Below are 15,247 nucleotides of genomic sequence, written 5' to 3' on the forward strand. Positions count from 1 at the left end.
GGGTTATACATCCTGGTCAGGTCCGGCGTAGGTTCTCGGGCCTATGCGCACTCTGTATGGGTTGCGGTACTCGGGTTGGACGGAGAAGGCCCTCTGGGCGTTGGACCACCACGGTGTCGACTACCGCTACCGCGAGCACACGCCGCTCACGGGTGAGCTGGTGTTGCGCTGGCGCACGCCGAAGGGCACGCGTCCCACGGTGCCGTTGCTGGTGGAGCCGGAGGGCGCGACGACGGGCTCGTTCTCGATTGCGCGCAGGGCGGAGGCCCAGGGGCGCGGGGCGCCGCTGTTTCCCGCGAGCGCGTTGGAGACCATCGAGCGCTGGGAGGCGGTGAGCGACGCGGTGCTGGGCATCGCGCGGGCGAACGTGTTGCGTCGGATGCTCGAGAATCCGCGGGCGCAGCGGGAGAGCCTGCCCGCGTACATCCCCGGGTTCCTCCGCGGTGTGTCCGCGCCGGTCGCTCGGATGGGAGTTCGGTTCATCTCGCGCAAGCACCACGCGGTGGCGGACCCGGAGCGTGTCCTGCAGGAGAAGGCCATCCCCGCGCTGGAGCGGCTTCGCGCGGAGCTGAAGGGGCGTCCCTACTTGATGGAGCGCTTCACGTACGCGGACATCACGGCGGGCTTGATGCTCCAGTTCGTGCGGCCCGTGGATGACGCGTGGTTGCCGGTGGGACCGGGGACGCGTGAGGTGTGGCATCACGAGTCGTTGGCCGCGGCGTTCCCGGACCTGCTCGCGTGGCGGGACTCGCTGTACGCGAAGCACCGCCGCCCCGCGTTGTTGGGGGACGGCGGCGTGGTGGCTCGCGCGAGCTGAGGCGGGCTACTTCGTCTTGGCGGGAGGCGGCGCGGGCGGAGCGCCTTGGGGGGCGGCCATGCGCTGACGAATCATCTCCTGGATCTGCTCGGGTGACTTGCCCTTGAAGTCCTCGGGCTTGAAGGAGCCCATGACGGAGTCGTTGGGGCCGGGGGCGTCGAGCTCCTCGTAGTCGGCGGGGATGACGAAGAGGGAGGCGGGCTGTTCGCCGACCTTGATGTTGGTGACGTCGATTTCAGCCTGGAGCTTGCCCTTGGTGTCGAACGTCTGGCTGCGCACGTAGGCGACCTCGGGGAGGTCGGTGGGGCGCCAGACTTTCTGACGCTCGACGGCGCCTTCGGCACCGGGAGGGACCCCTTCGTAGATGACGGTGGGGTGGCCGTTGACCTTCTGGGTGCCGACCTTCTTGAAGCCCTGCTCCTTGAAGCACGCGTCGAAGTCCTGGTTCTTCCCGGAACAGGCGCCGGGAATCTTCACGGACATGTCGTCGAGGTTGCGCGTGGTGGCGGCCTTGCGGTCGTGGAAGAGGGTGGAGCCGGTGCGCTTCTCCCAGTTGAAGAGGATGGACATGCCGCCGGGGACCTCGACGGGGGACAGGTCCATGCGGAGCATGCCGGTGCGGCCGTACATCTTGCCCTTGGTCTCGGGGGCGGCCTTCTGGCCGGGGGCGGGAGCGCTCTTCACGCGCAGGTCACCGACCCAGTCCGCGAGCGCGGGCGCGGACACGAGCAGCGTGGCGGCGAGGACTTTCGACAACGTGTGACGAACCGTGGATGTGCTCATGGGCGCACCACAATCCAGGGCCTGTGTGGGTGTCAAACATGCTCGTGCTCCCTTGCTGGCCCGGGCGCGAGGCCGTGTCAGGGCCGCGCGGCATGGTTCGGGCTCCTGACACGGAGGGCCCATGTCGCCACGTTGGTGCGTCGCGCTGCTCATGCTGTTGACGGGAGTGGGGTGCTCCTCGGCCCGGGTCGTTCGCCTCGACACTGGCAGCGAGATCTTCACCCTGACCCCACGTGAGGAAGAGGGCGCGGAGCTGGCTGATGCCCGACTCGAGGATGGCGAGTTCGAGGACGCGATGAAGTCCCTGGCGCGGGATGTCGTTCCCTCGAACAACCCGATGCGTCAGGCCCGTGAGCTGTTCGAGCTCCCCTCCCGCAGTGGCCTGTACCTCTACGAACACCGGACGCACCGTCTCTCGGCCCGAGACGTGTCCCTGGGTGAGGGGCCTCACCTGCTGGAGACCTATGCGGACGAGGAGATGACCCAGGCCTATGGCCGATGGTGTCGGAACCAGGGCACGCCGGGCGACTGTCTGAGTCTGCTGGAGGAAGGCCCGCTGCTCGGCAGTGATGGCAAGTACGTGCTGGCGATGGCCATCGCCATGGGCTCGGTCTGGGAGGAATCCGCCGAGGCGCTGGAGGACATGACCGACCCTCGGCAGGTCCTCTCGATGGTGATGGCCTCGGTGACGATGTACATGCTCCTGTGGACCTTGCCCGAGCCCGTGTCGAAGGGACTGGCGACGCTGCTGACGGCAACGGCCATCGCCTATCTGGGCGTCGACACGGTGTTGGGCATCATCGGTGGATGGTGCGTGCTCGTCAGGGATGTGGACCGCGCGACCACCTTCGAGCAGCTCGACGATGCGGGCTCCGCGTTTGGTGCGGTGCTGGGTGAGAACGCGGCACGCGTCTTCGTGATGTTGGCCACCGCCGCTATCGGCAACACGGCGGGGCTGGCTGCGAAGTCAGCGCAGCTGCCGGGCTCCGCACAGGCGGCGCTGGCGGTCGAGTCGCAGGCGGGTTTTCAATTCGCGGCGATGGGTGCGGTGCGCTCGGTCGCGGTGTCGAGCGAGGGACTCACCATCGCGCTTGCACCCAATGCGCTGGCGATGGCTGGCCAGAGGGATGGGGCGAGCAGGCCGCATCGTCATCACATCGCTACAGACAAGAACAGCATCTCTGCTGTCCAGGGTGGACCTTGGACCCCTCAGTTCAGGAGACTCTTCCGGAAGGCGGGAATGAAGCTGAAGGACCCGGAGAACATCGTGGAAGTGCGAGGCCACAAAGGCCCTCACCCACGGTCGTACCACGAAGCCGTTTATGAGCGACTCAACGGCGCGACGAGGACTTGTCGCACCGTGGAGGCTTGTCGCAAGGCGCTGACCACCGAGCTCCAGGCCCTGTCCGTGGAAGTCAGGACGAAGGGGACGAGACTCAACGAACTGGTGACGCGAGGAAAGTGAGGTAGAGGGCCAGATATGCCCAAGCGCTACTTCAAGCTCGCGCAAGTGATGGAGTCCGGGAACTGGGACCTGGGAGATCCGCTGGATGCGCATGGCGTGGAACTGGATGACCCGTATGTCTTCCGTTCCGGGCGAGCGCTTCCACACCCAGGGCGTTTGAGCATTCCCATCGATGAACCGGGGCGACGCCTGGAGTTCAGCACTGCGGGGCTTGGCATGGCGCCAGTCGTCCATGTCCGTGTCGCCACGCTCTTCATGGAGCTGGCACCTGACGCGGTGCAGGTCTTCCCCGTCGAAATCCAGGGGATGCCCGACCAGTACCTCATCCTGGTGGCCACGAAGCTCCTGCGCTGCATTGACGACGAGGCCTCCGACGAGGTCCTGTACTGGAAGCCGGAAGACGGTCAGCCCGAACGGGTGGGGGAGTACAGGTCCGTCATCGGCATGCGCATCGACACCTCGAAGGTCGGCGACGCCAAGGTGTTCCGCACCTGGGGCTGGGACCTGGGCCTCATCGTCTCCGAGGACCTCAAGCTCGCCCTGGAGCGCGCCCGCGTCACCGGCGTGAGATTCACCGAGGTCTGACCCCGGAAACACGAACGGCGCCGGCCTCCAGGAGGCACGGCGCCGCGGTGCTCACGACACAGGGCCGAAGCTCAGCCCGGCTGGCAGACCTGACGGAGGATGTCGAGCGACTCCAGCGCCTTGCCCGCGCCAATCACGACGGCGGACAGCGGGTCCTCGGCCAGGAACACCGGCAGGCCCGTCTCCTCACGCAACAGCGTGTCCAGGTTCTTCAGCAGCGCCCCACCACCGGCCAGCACGATGCCCCTGTCGGCGATGTCACCGGCGAGCTCCGGCGGCGTGCGCTCCAGCGTCAGCTTCACCGCCTCGACGATGCCGTTCACCGGCTCGGCGAGCGCGTCACGCACCTCGTCGCTCGACACCGTCAGCGTGCGCGGCACACCGGCCACCAGGTCGCGACCCTTGATCTCCATGGTCATGACCTCGTCCGTCGGATACGCCGTGCCGATGCCCATCTTGATGAGCTCCGCCGTGCGCTCACCGATGAGCAGGTTGTACTTGCGCTTCACGTACTGGATGATCGCCTCGTCCAGCTTGTCGCCGCCGATGCGCACGCTCTTGGCGAACACGATGCCGGCCAGGCTGATGACCGCGACGTCGGACGTGCCACCGCCGATGTCCACAATCATGTTGCCGCTGGGCTCCGTCACCGGAAGGCCCGCGCCGATGGCCGCCGCCATGGGCTGCTCAATCAGGTAGACCTCGCGCGCCCCCGCGTTCGCCGCCGCCTCGCGCACCGCGCGGCGCTCCACCTCGGTGATGCCGGAGGGGATGCCGATGATGATGCGCGGGTTCACCAGCGTCTTGCGGTTGTGCGCGCTCTGGATGAAGTAGCGCAGCATCGCCGCCGTGATTTCGAAGTCGGCGATGACGCCGTCCTTCATCGGCCGGATGGCGACGATGTTGCCCGGCGTGCGGCCCAACATCTCCTTGGCTTCCTTGCCCACCGCGAGGACCTTCTTGCCCCCGCGCGCGTCGTGCTGGACGGCCACCACCGAGGGCTCGTTGGACACGATGCCCTGACCGCGGATGTAGATGAGCGTGTTCGCCGTCCCGAGGTCGATGGCGAGGTCGCGCGAAAAGAGGGTGTGAAGCCAGTCGAACATACGAGGGCGGAAACTTTCGGAGAGTCGGCGGAATTTCCCGCTGGCGCGTGGGGGAATGCAGCCGTGAAGGTACTACGCGACGCGGCACGGAGGAAGAAAAGCCGGAAGCCCTTTCACAACCGCCTGGGGAGCAGTCGACCAGCGGACTCGGCGGGGGGAAGGGCCATCCCCCCAGTCCCCAGGCCTCAGGGGGAGACTTCCACCACCTGGGCCTGCTCGAAGCGCGTGGCCACCACACCGGCCTGCTCCGCCTCGCCCTCGGGAAGGCACCCGGCGGGCACCACCCCGGCCTCCTCGGCCTCCCGGTACTCGGGCGTGTGCCGCAGGGCCTCGCTGGTGACGTGGAGCAGCCCGTCACGGACCGGCTCGAACAGCAGCGCGGTGAGGTACCAGGCGGGCGCGTAGTCCAGGCGGATGAACCCGTGCACGCTCCAGCGGTGCGGCGCGTAGTCCCAGGGGCAGCGGCCCAGCAGCTTCTTCAGCAACCACCCCGTGGCGTACTCCGCCCCGAAGATGAGGGCCGTGTAGGCCAGCGCCCTCACGGGCCGGGGCAGGGGCTTGAGCCGCGCGGAGACCTCCTCCAGCGCCAGCGCCGTGCCCCCGTAGATGGGGTGCATCCACAGATAGGTCTGCGCCGTGGCGCTCCTGTCCCGGCGCAGGGCCGCGTTCGCCCCCGTGAAGAGGACCTCCAGCACCCAACCCGTGCACCCGTAGAGCAGGAATCGTGAAAGCACATCCTCAACCTAGGGATGCTCCCACCCGGCGGCACGCCCACGCACGCGCCGCACCGACGCCTGCCGTCGCTGTGCACGGGTGGACGTTGTCCTCGTCCACGCGCGCCTTCGCGCTGCGTCCCGGTCGGCTCAGCCGTGGAGAGGAGGACATGGGCCTACAACCCGGTGACGCACCCGCCTGGAACGGGGTGTCGTCCCCTCGCGTCAGGGCGCGTGGAGATCCACGGCCGCGCCGCCGCGAATCTCGCGGGAACTCCGGGCCCGAGGTCGTTACCCGTGGAGCCCCAAGCCCGCCCCAGGCCACGCCGCCCGAGCCTCGGACCCCAGCCCCCGCGTCACCCCTCAACCCCATGAAGGCGCCACCTCCCCAGCCACGCACGCGCGTCCGGTCCGCCCCGAGCGGAGGCCCCCGGGATGGGAGTCCCGCGGCCCCCGGGACGAGGGCGCAAATCATGCGTCGAGCGGCGAGCGAGCAGGGCGCTCCACGCGCTCGCCACCTCGTCCGCGCGCCGGGGCCCAGCGGACTGGCGGGCTGGGGGCAACCCGCGCTTTACGGGGCCATGTCCGGCGTAGTACCTGAACGAGCGATGCGCTCCCCCGGCACGACATCGCGAATGCCCGGTTCCGGGAGTGAGCTGCTCCGGACCGGACTGCTGGCCCTGGGCGTGGTCCTGGTCCTGGCGACCGTCCTGCGCGCCGGGGACGCCGAGTGCCCCACCCGGGGCGCCACCCCCGAGCGCGGCTTCTACGCCGACTCTGGCGCGACGTCGGTGCGCCAGGGCGCCAGGTCCTCCAAGAAGTCCTCGCGGCGCTGGGGCGCGCAGTTCCACATCACGGATTTGGGCGGCTGGGACTTGGCCCTCCATGTGGGCGGGGGGCCCGCCTTCGCGGCGGCGTCCTCCGTGCGGACCCGCACCGCGCTCGAGCCCGACCTGTTGGCCCTGTACCGCTGGGGCCGCGAGCGTCACCACGCCTTCACGCGAGTCACCTTGCGCGAACGTCGCGCCCCGGCGGCGCCCACGTCGAGCGGGGAAATCGCGGACCGTCCCTCCATCGCCAGTCGCACGCTGCGCGGACCGCCCGAGTTCGGCTGACCCGTGCGCGACGCGGGCCCTTCCCGGGCCGGGGTCGCGCGTGGAGCCCCGCGGTGGTCCGGGCGAAAAAGCCCGGCGTGACGTCGTCTTTTCCTTTCATCCCCGAGGGATGGCCCTTGTCTTCCGAGTCCTCGGAAATCATGGGGCGCGTCCCGTCCGAGTCTTCCAGATTGAGGTGACCTGATGCACGGAGCCCACGAGGTCCTCCAGGCCATTGCCATTGTCCTGTGCGTCGCCGCGGTGACGACGGTGGTCTTCCAGAAGCTGCGCCAGCCCGTGGTGCTCGGCTACATCCTCGCGGGCCTCGTGGTGGGCCCCTACCTGCCGATTCCGCTCGTCGCCAATCAGGAGGTGGTGACGACGCTGTCGGAGCTGGGCGTCATCCTGCTGATGTTCTCGCTCGGGCTGGAGTTCAGCCTGCGCAAGCTGTTCTCCGTGGGGTTCACCGCCGGAATCACCGCCGTCATCCAATGCAGCATCATGGTGTGGCTGGGCTTCATGGTGGGGCGCGCCTTCGGCTGGACGACGCTGGAGAGCATCTTCACGGGCGCCATCATCGCGGTGTCCAGCACCACCATCATCGCCAAGGTGTTCGACGAGCAGGGCATCCGCGGGAAGCTGCGGGAGCTGGTGGTGGGGGTGCTCATCGTCGAGGACCTCATCGCGGTGCTGTTGATGGCCACGCTGACGGCCATCTCCACCGGCGCGGGCCTGTCCGTGAAGGACCTGACGCTGACCACGGGCAAGCTGGTGGCGTTCCTGGTGGGCCTGGTGGCGGTGGGCCTGTTCATCATCCCCCGGGCGATGCGCGCGGTCATCAAGCTGAACCGGCCGGAGACGACGCTCGTGGCCAGCGTGGGCATCTGCTTCGCGGTGGCGCTGCTGGCGCAGTCGTTCGGCTACTCGGTGGCGCTCGGCGCGTTCCTGGCGGGCTCGCTGGTGGCGGAGTCGGGTGAGGAGAAGCTGGTCGAGCACCTGGTGCAGCCGGTGCGCGACATGTTCGCCGCCATCTTCTTCGTGTCGGTGGGCATGCTCATCAGCCCCGCGCTCATCATGGAGCACTGGGCGGCCATCATCGTGCTCACCGTGGTGGTCATCGTGGGCAAGCTGATCAGCGTGGCGCTGGGCGCGTTCCTGACGGGCAACAGCACGCGCACCTCGGTGCAGGCGGGCCTGAGCCTGGCGCAGATTGGCGAGTTCTCCTTCATCATCGCCGCGCTGGGCCTGTCCCTGAAGGCGACCGGCTCGTTCATCTATCCAGTGGCGGTGGCGGTGTCGGCCATCACCACGCTCACCACGCCCTTGCTCATCAAGGCGTCCGGGCCCGTCGCATCGTGGGTGGACCGCAAGCTGCCCAAGCCCCTGCAGACCTTCGTCACGCTGTACGGCACGTGGGTGGAGCGGCTGCGGCAGGCGCCGCGTCGGGAGACGCTGGGCGCGGGCGTGCGGCGCCTCATCCGGCTGTTGGTGCTGGACGCGGTGCTGCTGGTCATCCTGGTCATCGGCACGTCGCTGATGGCGGACCGCATGGCCCACTTCGTCGAGGTGCAGACGGGCGTGGACGAGGACCTGTCGAAGAACCTCATCCTCGGCGGCGCGGTGCTGCTGGGGGTGCCGTTCATCGTGGGCGTCATCGGCATGGCGCGGCGGCTGGGGACCATCCTGGCGGAGGCGGCGCTGCCGGCGCGCCAGGACGGGAAGCTGGACCTGGCCGCGGCGCCTCGGCGGGTGCTGCTCGTCACGCTGCAGGTGGGCATCGTGCTGCTGGTGGCCATCCCCGTGGTGGTGGTGACGCAGCCGTTCTTGAAGGGCGCGGCGGGCCCCCTGGTGTTGTTGGTGCTGGTGGGCGCGCTGGGCGTCGCGTTCTGGCGCGGGGCCACCAACCTGCATGGCCACGTGCGCGCCGGCGCGCAGGTGCTGGTGGCGGCGCTGGCGGCGCAGTCGCACTCGAAGGAGCCGGGCGCGGACGAGCACGCGCTGGACCACGTGCAGGGGCTGCTGCCGGGCCTGGGCGCGCCGGCCTCCGTGCGGTTGGAGGAGTCGAGCCCCGGGGCGGGCAAGACGCTGGCCCAGGTGAACCTGCGCGGGCTCACGGGCGCGACGGTGCTGGCCATCCAGCGCGGCGAGCAGAGCCTGTCGGTGCCCACCGCGCAGGAGGTGCTGCAGGTGGGCGACGTGCTCGCGTTGACGGGGACGAGCGAGGCGGTGGACGCGGCGAAGGCGCTGCTGCTGGGCGCGCCTCCCTCGGTGCCGCCGCCCGAGCCCTCTCCTCCGGAGGAGACACGCGCCCACGGGTAGCCTGCCCGCCTGGGGGGCGGCGGTGAGCCTCACCGCCCCCGTGTGCGGCGCTCCGGTGTGTCCCGCGTCCGCATGCTCCCTTGCCTCACGGTCCACGGGAGGGGCGTTGTGCCTGGGCGTCCTGCTCTCCGAGCAAAGGCCCGACACCCCTCGCCATGTCCCTGCCCTTCGTGCGCCTCGTTTTCACATTGAGAGGTCCACAGTGGCGGGGAACAAGACCATGAAAGATTTCCGAAGAGGGTGGTTGATTGGCGCGCTGGTGCCGGCGATGGCGCTGGGCTGGGCCTGTGAGTCCCGGCAGTCCTCCGATGCACGCAATGACCAGGGCACGGGGGGCTCGGGCAACACGACGGAGATGACGGGGGGCTCGCAGGAGGCGGTCCCCGGCGGGTCCACGCGGGACAGCAGCGGTGCGGGCTCGGGCTACAACGGCACCGGCGGCAGCGGCAGCAGCTCCGATATCCAGGGCTCGGGCACCCGCCCTGGCAGCACCGGCTCGGACCTCAACGGCGCGGGCTCCGGCGGCAGTGGCGCGAGCGGGACGGACACCACGGGCACGTCGGGGACGAGCAGCACGAACGACCCGGCCACCAGCGGCACCAGCCCGGGCGGCACCGGTGGCACGGGCGCGAGCGGCACCAGCACGGGCAACCCGAACACGCAGGGCGGCACCGGCGGCTCGGGCGCGGGGCTCGACAACACCGGCACCGGCGGCACCACGGGCACCAACGCGGGACCCTCGGGTGCGAGTGACAGCGGCACCCAACGCTAGTCGTGAAGGGAGCCTGTGTCCGGGCGGACCTCGTGTGCGCGAGGCCCGCGCCGGACGACCCGGGAGGTCCGCTTCCGTCCCGACGCGCGCCTAACGCTTCAGCGCGTACTTGCCGATGACGTAGAGGGCGCGCACGCCGTCCTTCCATCCAATCTTCTTGCCCTCCTCGTACGTGCGCCCGTGGTAGCTGATGGGCACCTCGTAGATGCGCCAGTTGCCGCGGGCCACCTTGGCGGTGATTTCCGGCTCGAAGCCGAAGCGGTTCTCCTCCACCTCGACGGAGCGCAGGACCTCGGCGCGGAAGGCCTTGTAGCAGGTCTCCATGTCGGTGAGGTTCAGCCCGCTCGTCATGTTGGAGAGCATGGTCAGCAGGTTGTTGAGCACCGTGTGCCAGAAGTACAGCACCCGGCGGGGCGTCCCGGTGAAGCGGCTGCCGAAGACCACGTCGGCCTCACCGTCCAGGATGGGCTGAATCACCCGCGGGATGTCGCGCGGGTCGTACTCCAGGTCCGCGTCCTGCACGAGGATGATGTCCCCGGTGGCCTCCGCGAAGCCTCGCCGCAGCGCGGCGCCCTTGCCCTGGTTCTGCTCCTGGAACAGCACCCGGACCTCGTTGCGGTTCTTCGGCGTGCCCCCCAACAGGCCCACACCCTGCTCGGCGAGCTGCTGCAGCAACTCCCGGCTTCCGTCCCGGGAACAATCGTCCACGAGGACAATCTCCTTGGGGAAGTCGACCGCGATGCAGCGGCGCAGCAGCTCCGCCAGGGTGGGAATCTCGTTGTAGACGGGGATGACCAGGGAGACGAGCATGGCGCCCCGGCTCTATCGCATTTCGACCCGGGGGGCGACTGTCCAGCACCCGGCGCGTGTACTCGCGTCTCATGCCCTTTCCCCGCGTCCCGGTGTGAGATGGGGGGTGGCAAGAGTCACCTGTTTTGCATGGAATACTTCCTCCGGGGGAGCAGCCGTGGGGGCCCCCGCCATGCGTGACAGTGGAAGGGAACGCCATGAACGACCAGCTCGGACACGCGGTGCGCGGCGCGGTTTCCCTGGAGCGGTTCTCCCAGCTCACAGAGGGTCTGCGAGACTTCTTCTACGGTGCCTGGAACATGCCGCACGGGCACTGCTACCTGTGGAAACAGGACCTGGTGGCGATGCATGTCGTGTCGGACACACTCATCGGCGCGGCGTACTTCTTCATCTCGCTGACGTTGTACGCGCTGGTGCGGCGGGCGCGGCTGCCCTTCGGCGGGATGATTCTGTCGTTCGGGGTCTTCATCGGCGCGTGTGGGCTGACGCACCTGATGGAGGTGTGGAACGTCTGGTACTCGGCCTACTACCTGGGGGGCGGCATCAAGGTGGTGACGGCGGTGGCCTCGGTGGCCACGGGCATGTACCTGGTGCCGCTGCGCGGGCGGGTGGTGGAGGTGACGGAGGCGGCGCGGCTGTCCGAGGAGCGCCGGGTGCAGTTGGAGAAGAGCTCGCGGGAGCTGGAGACGCTGTACGCGAAGCTGAAGGCCTCCGAGGCGCAGCGCACCGGCTTCTTCGCCAATGTCAGCCATGAGCTGCGCACGCCGCTGACGCTCATCCTGGGGCCGGTGGACCGGCTGCTCCAGCAGGGCACGCTGCCGGACGCGGCGCACAGGGATTTGGAGGTGGTGCGCCGCAACGCGCGCGTGCTCCTGCGGCACGTCAACGCGCTGCTCGACGTGGCCAAGCTGGACGCGGGGCAGATGCGGCTGTCGTACGAGGAGGTGGACCTGGCGCGGCTGGTGCGGCTGGGCGCGGAGAACTTCGAGGGGCTGGTGGCCGAGCGGCGGCTGGACTTCGCGCTGGAGCTGCCCGCGATGCTGCCGGCGCAGGTGGACCCGGAGAAGGTGGAGCGGGTGGTGCTCAACCTCCTGTCCAACGCGGCCAAGTTCACGCCCGACGGTGGGCACATCCGCGTGGCGGTGAGCGCGGAGTCGGGCCGGGGGCGGCTGGTGGTGGAGGACAGCGGGCCCGGCGTGCCCGCCGAGCAGCGCGAGAGCATCTTCGAGCGCTTCCGTCAGGGCGACGCGGCCACCACGCGCGACACCGGGGGCACGGGCCTGGGGCTGGCCATCGCCCGGGACTTCGTGGCGCTGCACGAGGGGCGCATCTGGGTGGAGGAGCGCCCGGGTGGCGGCGCGCGCTTCGTGGTGGAGCTGCCGCTCCTGGCGCCCACGGGCGTGAAGCTCGCGGCGCGCGCGGAGGCGCAGGCGCACGAGCAGAGCGTCGAGGCGGCGCACGCGGAGCTGGACGTGCTCCAGCCGCCCGAGCGCGAGGTGGCGGTGAGCACGCGCGCGGATGACTCGAGCCGGCCGCGCGTGCTGGTGGTGGAGGACACCCAGGAGATGCGCCGCTACGTGGTGGACACGCTGGCGAGGGACTTCCAGGTGGCCACCGCCGAGGACGGCGTGGAGGGGTTGGCGAAGGCGGAGCGGATGATGCCGGACGTCATCGTCAGCGACTTGATGATGCCGCGCATGGGCGGGGACCAGCTGGTGCGCGCGGTGCGCACGCGTCCGGGGCTGGAGTCCACGCCCATCCTGCTGCTCACCGCGCGCGCGGATGACGCGTTGAGGGTGGACCTGCTGCGCGGCGGCGCACAGGACTACGTGGTGAAGCCCTTCGTGTCCGAGGAGCTGGTGGCGCGGGTGACGAACCTGGCCGTGATGAAGCGCACGCGCGAGGTGCTGCAGGGGTTGCTCGCCGCGCGCTCGGTGGACCTGGAGGCGATGGCGCGCGAGCTGGGCATGCGCAAGCGGCAGCTGGAGGTGGCGCTGGAGACCACCGAGCGCGCCAGCGCGTCGCGCAGCACGCTGTTGCAGCTGGTGTCGCACGAGCTGCGCACGCCGCTGTCGGTGCTGCAGCTCACCCAGCACGCGCTGCAGCGGGAGCTGGGGGGGCTGCCGCCCCGGGCGCTGGACATGTTCGACCGGATGCACCGCTCCACGCTGCGCCTGCGCGACATGGTGGAGATGGTGCTCCAGTACAACCAGTTGGAGGAGGGCCGGCTGGTGGTGCGGCGCGAGACGGTGGACCTGGGCGAGGTGGTGGACGAGGTGGTGGAGGAGGCGCGGCTGGAGGCGCGCCGCAAGGGGCTGGCGCTCGAGTGGGACCGGCCGCAGGGGCGGGCGGTGGCGCGCACGGACCCGCGCATCGTGCAGATGGTGCTGCTCAACCTGGTGTCCAACGCGGTGAAGTACACCGAGCAGGGTGGGGTGTTGGTGGCGGTGGAGGAGCGGCCCCAGGGCTGGTGCCTGCGGGTGCGCGACACCGGGCCGGGCATCCCCCGCGCCGAGCAGGGCCACATCTTCGAGCCCTTCTCGCACCTGGAGCCCCTGGAGCATAAGTCCAAGCCGGGCGTGGGGCTGGGGCTGACGCTGGTGCGGGAGATGGTGTCGGTGCTGGGCGGCGTCGTCTCGGTGGCGTCCGAGCCGGGCGTCGGCAGCGAGTTCACCGTCGAGCTGCCGTCCTGAGCGCCTCCATCAATGCGTCCAGGTCCGCGTCGGTGGTGAGCGGGTTGATGAGGGTGACGCGCAGGAACACGCCCTGGGGCAGCTTGGTCTGCACCAGGTAGAAGTCTCCGCGGGTCACCAGCCGCTCGCGCAGGCGGACCTGCAGCGCGTCCCATGCGTCGGGCGGGACGTGCTCGGGGGTGTGGCGGAAGCAGAGGATGTTGCAGTCGGGTGGGACGGGGACGTGGAAGTCGCCGGCCTGGGACAGCCGCTCGGCGAAGCGGCGGGTGAGGGCGTAGGACTCCGTCACCGCGTCGGCGAACAGGCGGGTGCCCAGCACGCTCAGGCAGGCGTACAGCTTGAGCGCCATCATCTCCTTGGTGCACTCCATCGTCCGCAGGGCCACGTCGCTCCACGGGCGCTCGGTGTCGCCGAAGAGGTAGCTGGCCTCCTGGGCGAAGGACTCGAAGGAGCGCGCGCCGTCGCGGAAGAGCACCGCCGTCACCAGCGCGGGCATGAGCAGGCCCTTGTGCGCGTCCCAGACGACGGAGTCCGCGCGGGCGATTCCGCGCACCTGGTGCCGATGGGCGGCGCTGAGCGCGGCGGAGGCGCCGTGCGCCGCGTCCACGTGGAACCAGAGGCCGTGCTGCTGGCAGAAGTCCGCCACGGGCTCCAGCGGGTCGAACGCGCCGGTGGCGGTGGAGCCCGCGCTGGCGACCACGGCGATGACCTTGCGTCCCGCGCGGGTGGCGGACTCCAGCGCGGGGCCGAGAGCGTCCGGGCGCAGGCGGAAGCGCTCGTCCACGGCGACGGGGATGGCGCCGCCCTGGCCCCAGCCCATGACGCGGATGGCACGCGACAGGCTGTAGTGGGCGGAGGCGGGCACGAGCACCGCGAGCGGGGGCCCGGCGTGGGCGCCCTCGTTCCATGCGTCGTAGCCGGCCTTCGCCTGACGGGCGGCGAGCAGGGCGGTGAGGTTGCCCAGGGAGCCGCCCGAGGTGAGCACGCCGTCCGAGGTCTCCGGCAGGCCCAGGCGCGCGGCCATCCAGCGCAGGACGTTGCGCTCCATGGCGGTGGAGACGGGGCCCATCTCGTACACGGCCATGCCGTTGTTGAGCAGCGAGGAGACGGCGTCGCACAGCGCGGCCAGCGGCACGGGGGCCGTCACCTGGTGGCCCACGTAGCGCGGGTGGTGCAGGTGGTTGGAGCCGGAGAGCACGCGCGCCACCAGCTCCGCGAAGTCGCCCGTGGGCTCCTCGGGGAAGGCGGCGGGGAAGCGGTCCACGCTCACCGCGGGCGCGGCCCATGGCAACACGGGCAGGTCCTGGCCGTGCGTGGCCTGGCCCAGGTAGTCCGCCAGCGTATCGACCAGCCGCTGGCCCTCGCGGCGGAAGGACTCGACGTCATAGGCGGCGGCGATGCGCTCACGAAAGTCCGTCATGGCGGAGGACAACCTAGCGCCTGGACCGGCGCGCGTCCTGTTCCCGGCGCGGTGGCGAAACCCTCGCCTCGACGCCCTCGCCTCGGCGCGCGCTCTCCGCGGAGCCCTCTCCAGGGCTTGCTCTCTCCAGGGCGCGAGGCAGGCACCTTCGCCACGCCCCCCTTTCCATGGCGTGCTCTCGCCCCGGGTGCTCTTCATGGCGCGAGAGGCAGGTGCCTTCGCCATGGCGCGAGGCAGGCACCTTCGCCACGCCCCTCTCGCCACGGCGCGAGGCGCGTGTCCTCGCTACGGGCCCCTCGTCGCGGCGCGCCCTCCGCTGGCCCGGGGAGCAACCTGGCTGGCTCGCGGGCCGCGAACGCACTATCTCTCAGGGACGCGGGCCCGAAGCCTCGCCCGCGCGAGGAGACACACCATGGCCGACAAGAAGGTCACGATTACGTACTGCAACTCCTGAGGCTACAAGCCCAGGGCCGCCCGTGCGGCGGTCGCGTTGAAGGACGAGTTGGATGTGGAGGCGGAGCTGAAGCCCGGGCCGTCGGGGAGCTACGAGGTCGCCGTCGACGGCAAGGTGGTCATCCGGAAGGCGTCGCTCGCCTTCCCCACGGACCAGGAGGTGGTGGACGCGGTGGCGCGCGTCCTCGACGCCTGAGCCGTAAGGGGCCGCCTCCGG

At 70.1% G+C, this 15,247-nt stretch carries 13 protein-coding genes; 8 read left to right on the forward strand and 5 right to left on the reverse strand.

The features are described 5' to 3' along the window. Positions 1-43: 43 nt before the first annotated feature. Positions 44-817 (forward strand): glutathione S-transferase family protein, encoded by a 774-nt coding sequence (locus LXT21_RS10620; protein ID WP_254037999.1) that lies wholly within the window; start codon positions 44-46, stop codon positions 815-817. Between the two features lie 6 nt (positions 818-823). Here LXT21_RS10620 and LXT21_RS10625 read toward each other — a convergent pair whose 3' ends face one another. After that, positions 824-1,600, reverse strand: coding sequence for a hypothetical protein (locus tag LXT21_RS10625; RefSeq protein WP_254038000.1), 777 nt, complete (start codon positions 1,598-1,600; stop codon positions 824-826). Positions 1,601-1,721: 121 nt separating this feature from the next. Between LXT21_RS10625 and LXT21_RS10630 the strand changes: the two genes are divergently transcribed. Continuing rightward, on the forward strand, positions 1,722-3,065 hold the full coding sequence (locus tag LXT21_RS10630) for an AHH domain-containing protein (protein ID WP_254038001.1): 1,344 nt from the start codon (positions 1,722-1,724) through the stop codon (positions 3,063-3,065). A gap of 15 nt (positions 3,066-3,080) precedes the next feature. Then, positions 3,081-3,650, forward strand: coding sequence for an imm11 family protein (locus tag LXT21_RS10635; RefSeq protein ID WP_254038002.1), 570 nt, complete (start codon positions 3,081-3,083; stop codon positions 3,648-3,650). A gap of 71 nt (positions 3,651-3,721) precedes the next feature. On the opposite strand, the gene LXT21_RS10640 is transcribed toward LXT21_RS10635, so the two are convergent. Together LXT21_RS10640 and LXT21_RS10645 are read right to left on the reverse strand one after the other, a co-directional pair. Beyond that, entirely contained in the window at positions 3,722-4,756 is a 1,035-nt protein-coding gene (locus LXT21_RS10640; protein ID WP_002638062.1) for a rod shape-determining protein, read from the reverse strand. Positions 4,757-4,941: 185 nt separating this feature from the next. After that, positions 4,942-5,490, reverse strand: coding sequence for a putative ABC transporter permease (locus tag LXT21_RS10645; RefSeq protein ID WP_254038003.1), 549 nt, complete (start codon positions 5,488-5,490; stop codon positions 4,942-4,944). Between the two features lie 614 nt (positions 5,491-6,104). Here LXT21_RS10645 and LXT21_RS10650 point away from each other — a divergent pair. From LXT21_RS10650 to LXT21_RS10660, 3 genes are all read left to right on the forward strand, one after another. Further along, positions 6,105-6,584 (forward strand): hypothetical protein, encoded by a 480-nt coding sequence (locus tag LXT21_RS10650; RefSeq protein WP_254038004.1) that lies wholly within the window; start codon positions 6,105-6,107, stop codon positions 6,582-6,584. 183 nt (positions 6,585-6,767) lie between these two features. Further along, positions 6,768-8,882, forward strand: coding sequence for a cation:proton antiporter (locus LXT21_RS10655; RefSeq protein ID WP_254038005.1), 2,115 nt, complete (start codon positions 6,768-6,770; stop codon positions 8,880-8,882). Positions 8,883-9,102: 220 nt separating this feature from the next. Then, a complete protein-coding gene (locus LXT21_RS10660; protein ID WP_254038006.1) occupies positions 9,103-9,654 on the forward strand; it encodes a hypothetical protein in 552 nt (183 codons plus the stop codon). Between the two features lie 90 nt (positions 9,655-9,744). Here LXT21_RS10660 and LXT21_RS10665 read toward each other — a convergent pair whose 3' ends face one another. Next, positions 9,745-10,464: a glycosyltransferase family 2 protein gene (locus LXT21_RS10665; protein ID WP_254038007.1), complete on the reverse strand. Its 720-nt coding sequence runs from the start codon at positions 10,462-10,464 to the stop codon at positions 9,745-9,747. A 197-nt stretch (positions 10,465-10,661) separates the two neighbouring features. Here LXT21_RS10665 and LXT21_RS10670 point away from each other — a divergent pair, with 197 nt between their 5' ends. After that, complete coding sequence (locus LXT21_RS10670; protein ID WP_254038008.1) at positions 10,662-13,157, forward strand: ATP-binding response regulator; 2,496 nt, start codon at positions 10,662-10,664, stop codon at positions 13,155-13,157. Here LXT21_RS10670 and LXT21_RS10675 read toward each other — a convergent pair. After that, positions 13,135-14,577: a pyridoxal phosphate-dependent decarboxylase family protein gene (locus tag LXT21_RS10675; RefSeq protein ID WP_254038009.1), complete on the reverse strand. Its 1,443-nt coding sequence runs from the start codon at positions 14,575-14,577 to the stop codon at positions 13,135-13,137. The two genes, LXT21_RS10670 and LXT21_RS10675, sit on opposite strands and share 23 nt — an antisense overlap. A 412-nt stretch (positions 14,578-14,989) precedes the next feature. Here LXT21_RS10675 and LXT21_RS10680 point away from each other — a divergent pair, with 412 nt between their 5' ends. Continuing rightward, the gene (locus LXT21_RS10680; RefSeq protein ID WP_228557089.1) at positions 14,990-15,226 is read left to right on the forward strand and encodes an Rdx family protein; all 237 of its coding nucleotides are present in this window, start codon (positions 14,990-14,992) and stop codon (positions 15,224-15,226) included. Positions 15,227-15,247 lie beyond the last annotated feature (21 nt).

It is taken from the genome of Myxococcus guangdongensis, assembly GCF_024198255.1.
GTDB classification, from domain to species: Bacteria; Myxococcota; Myxococcia; order Myxococcales; family Myxococcaceae; genus Myxococcus; species Myxococcus guangdongensis.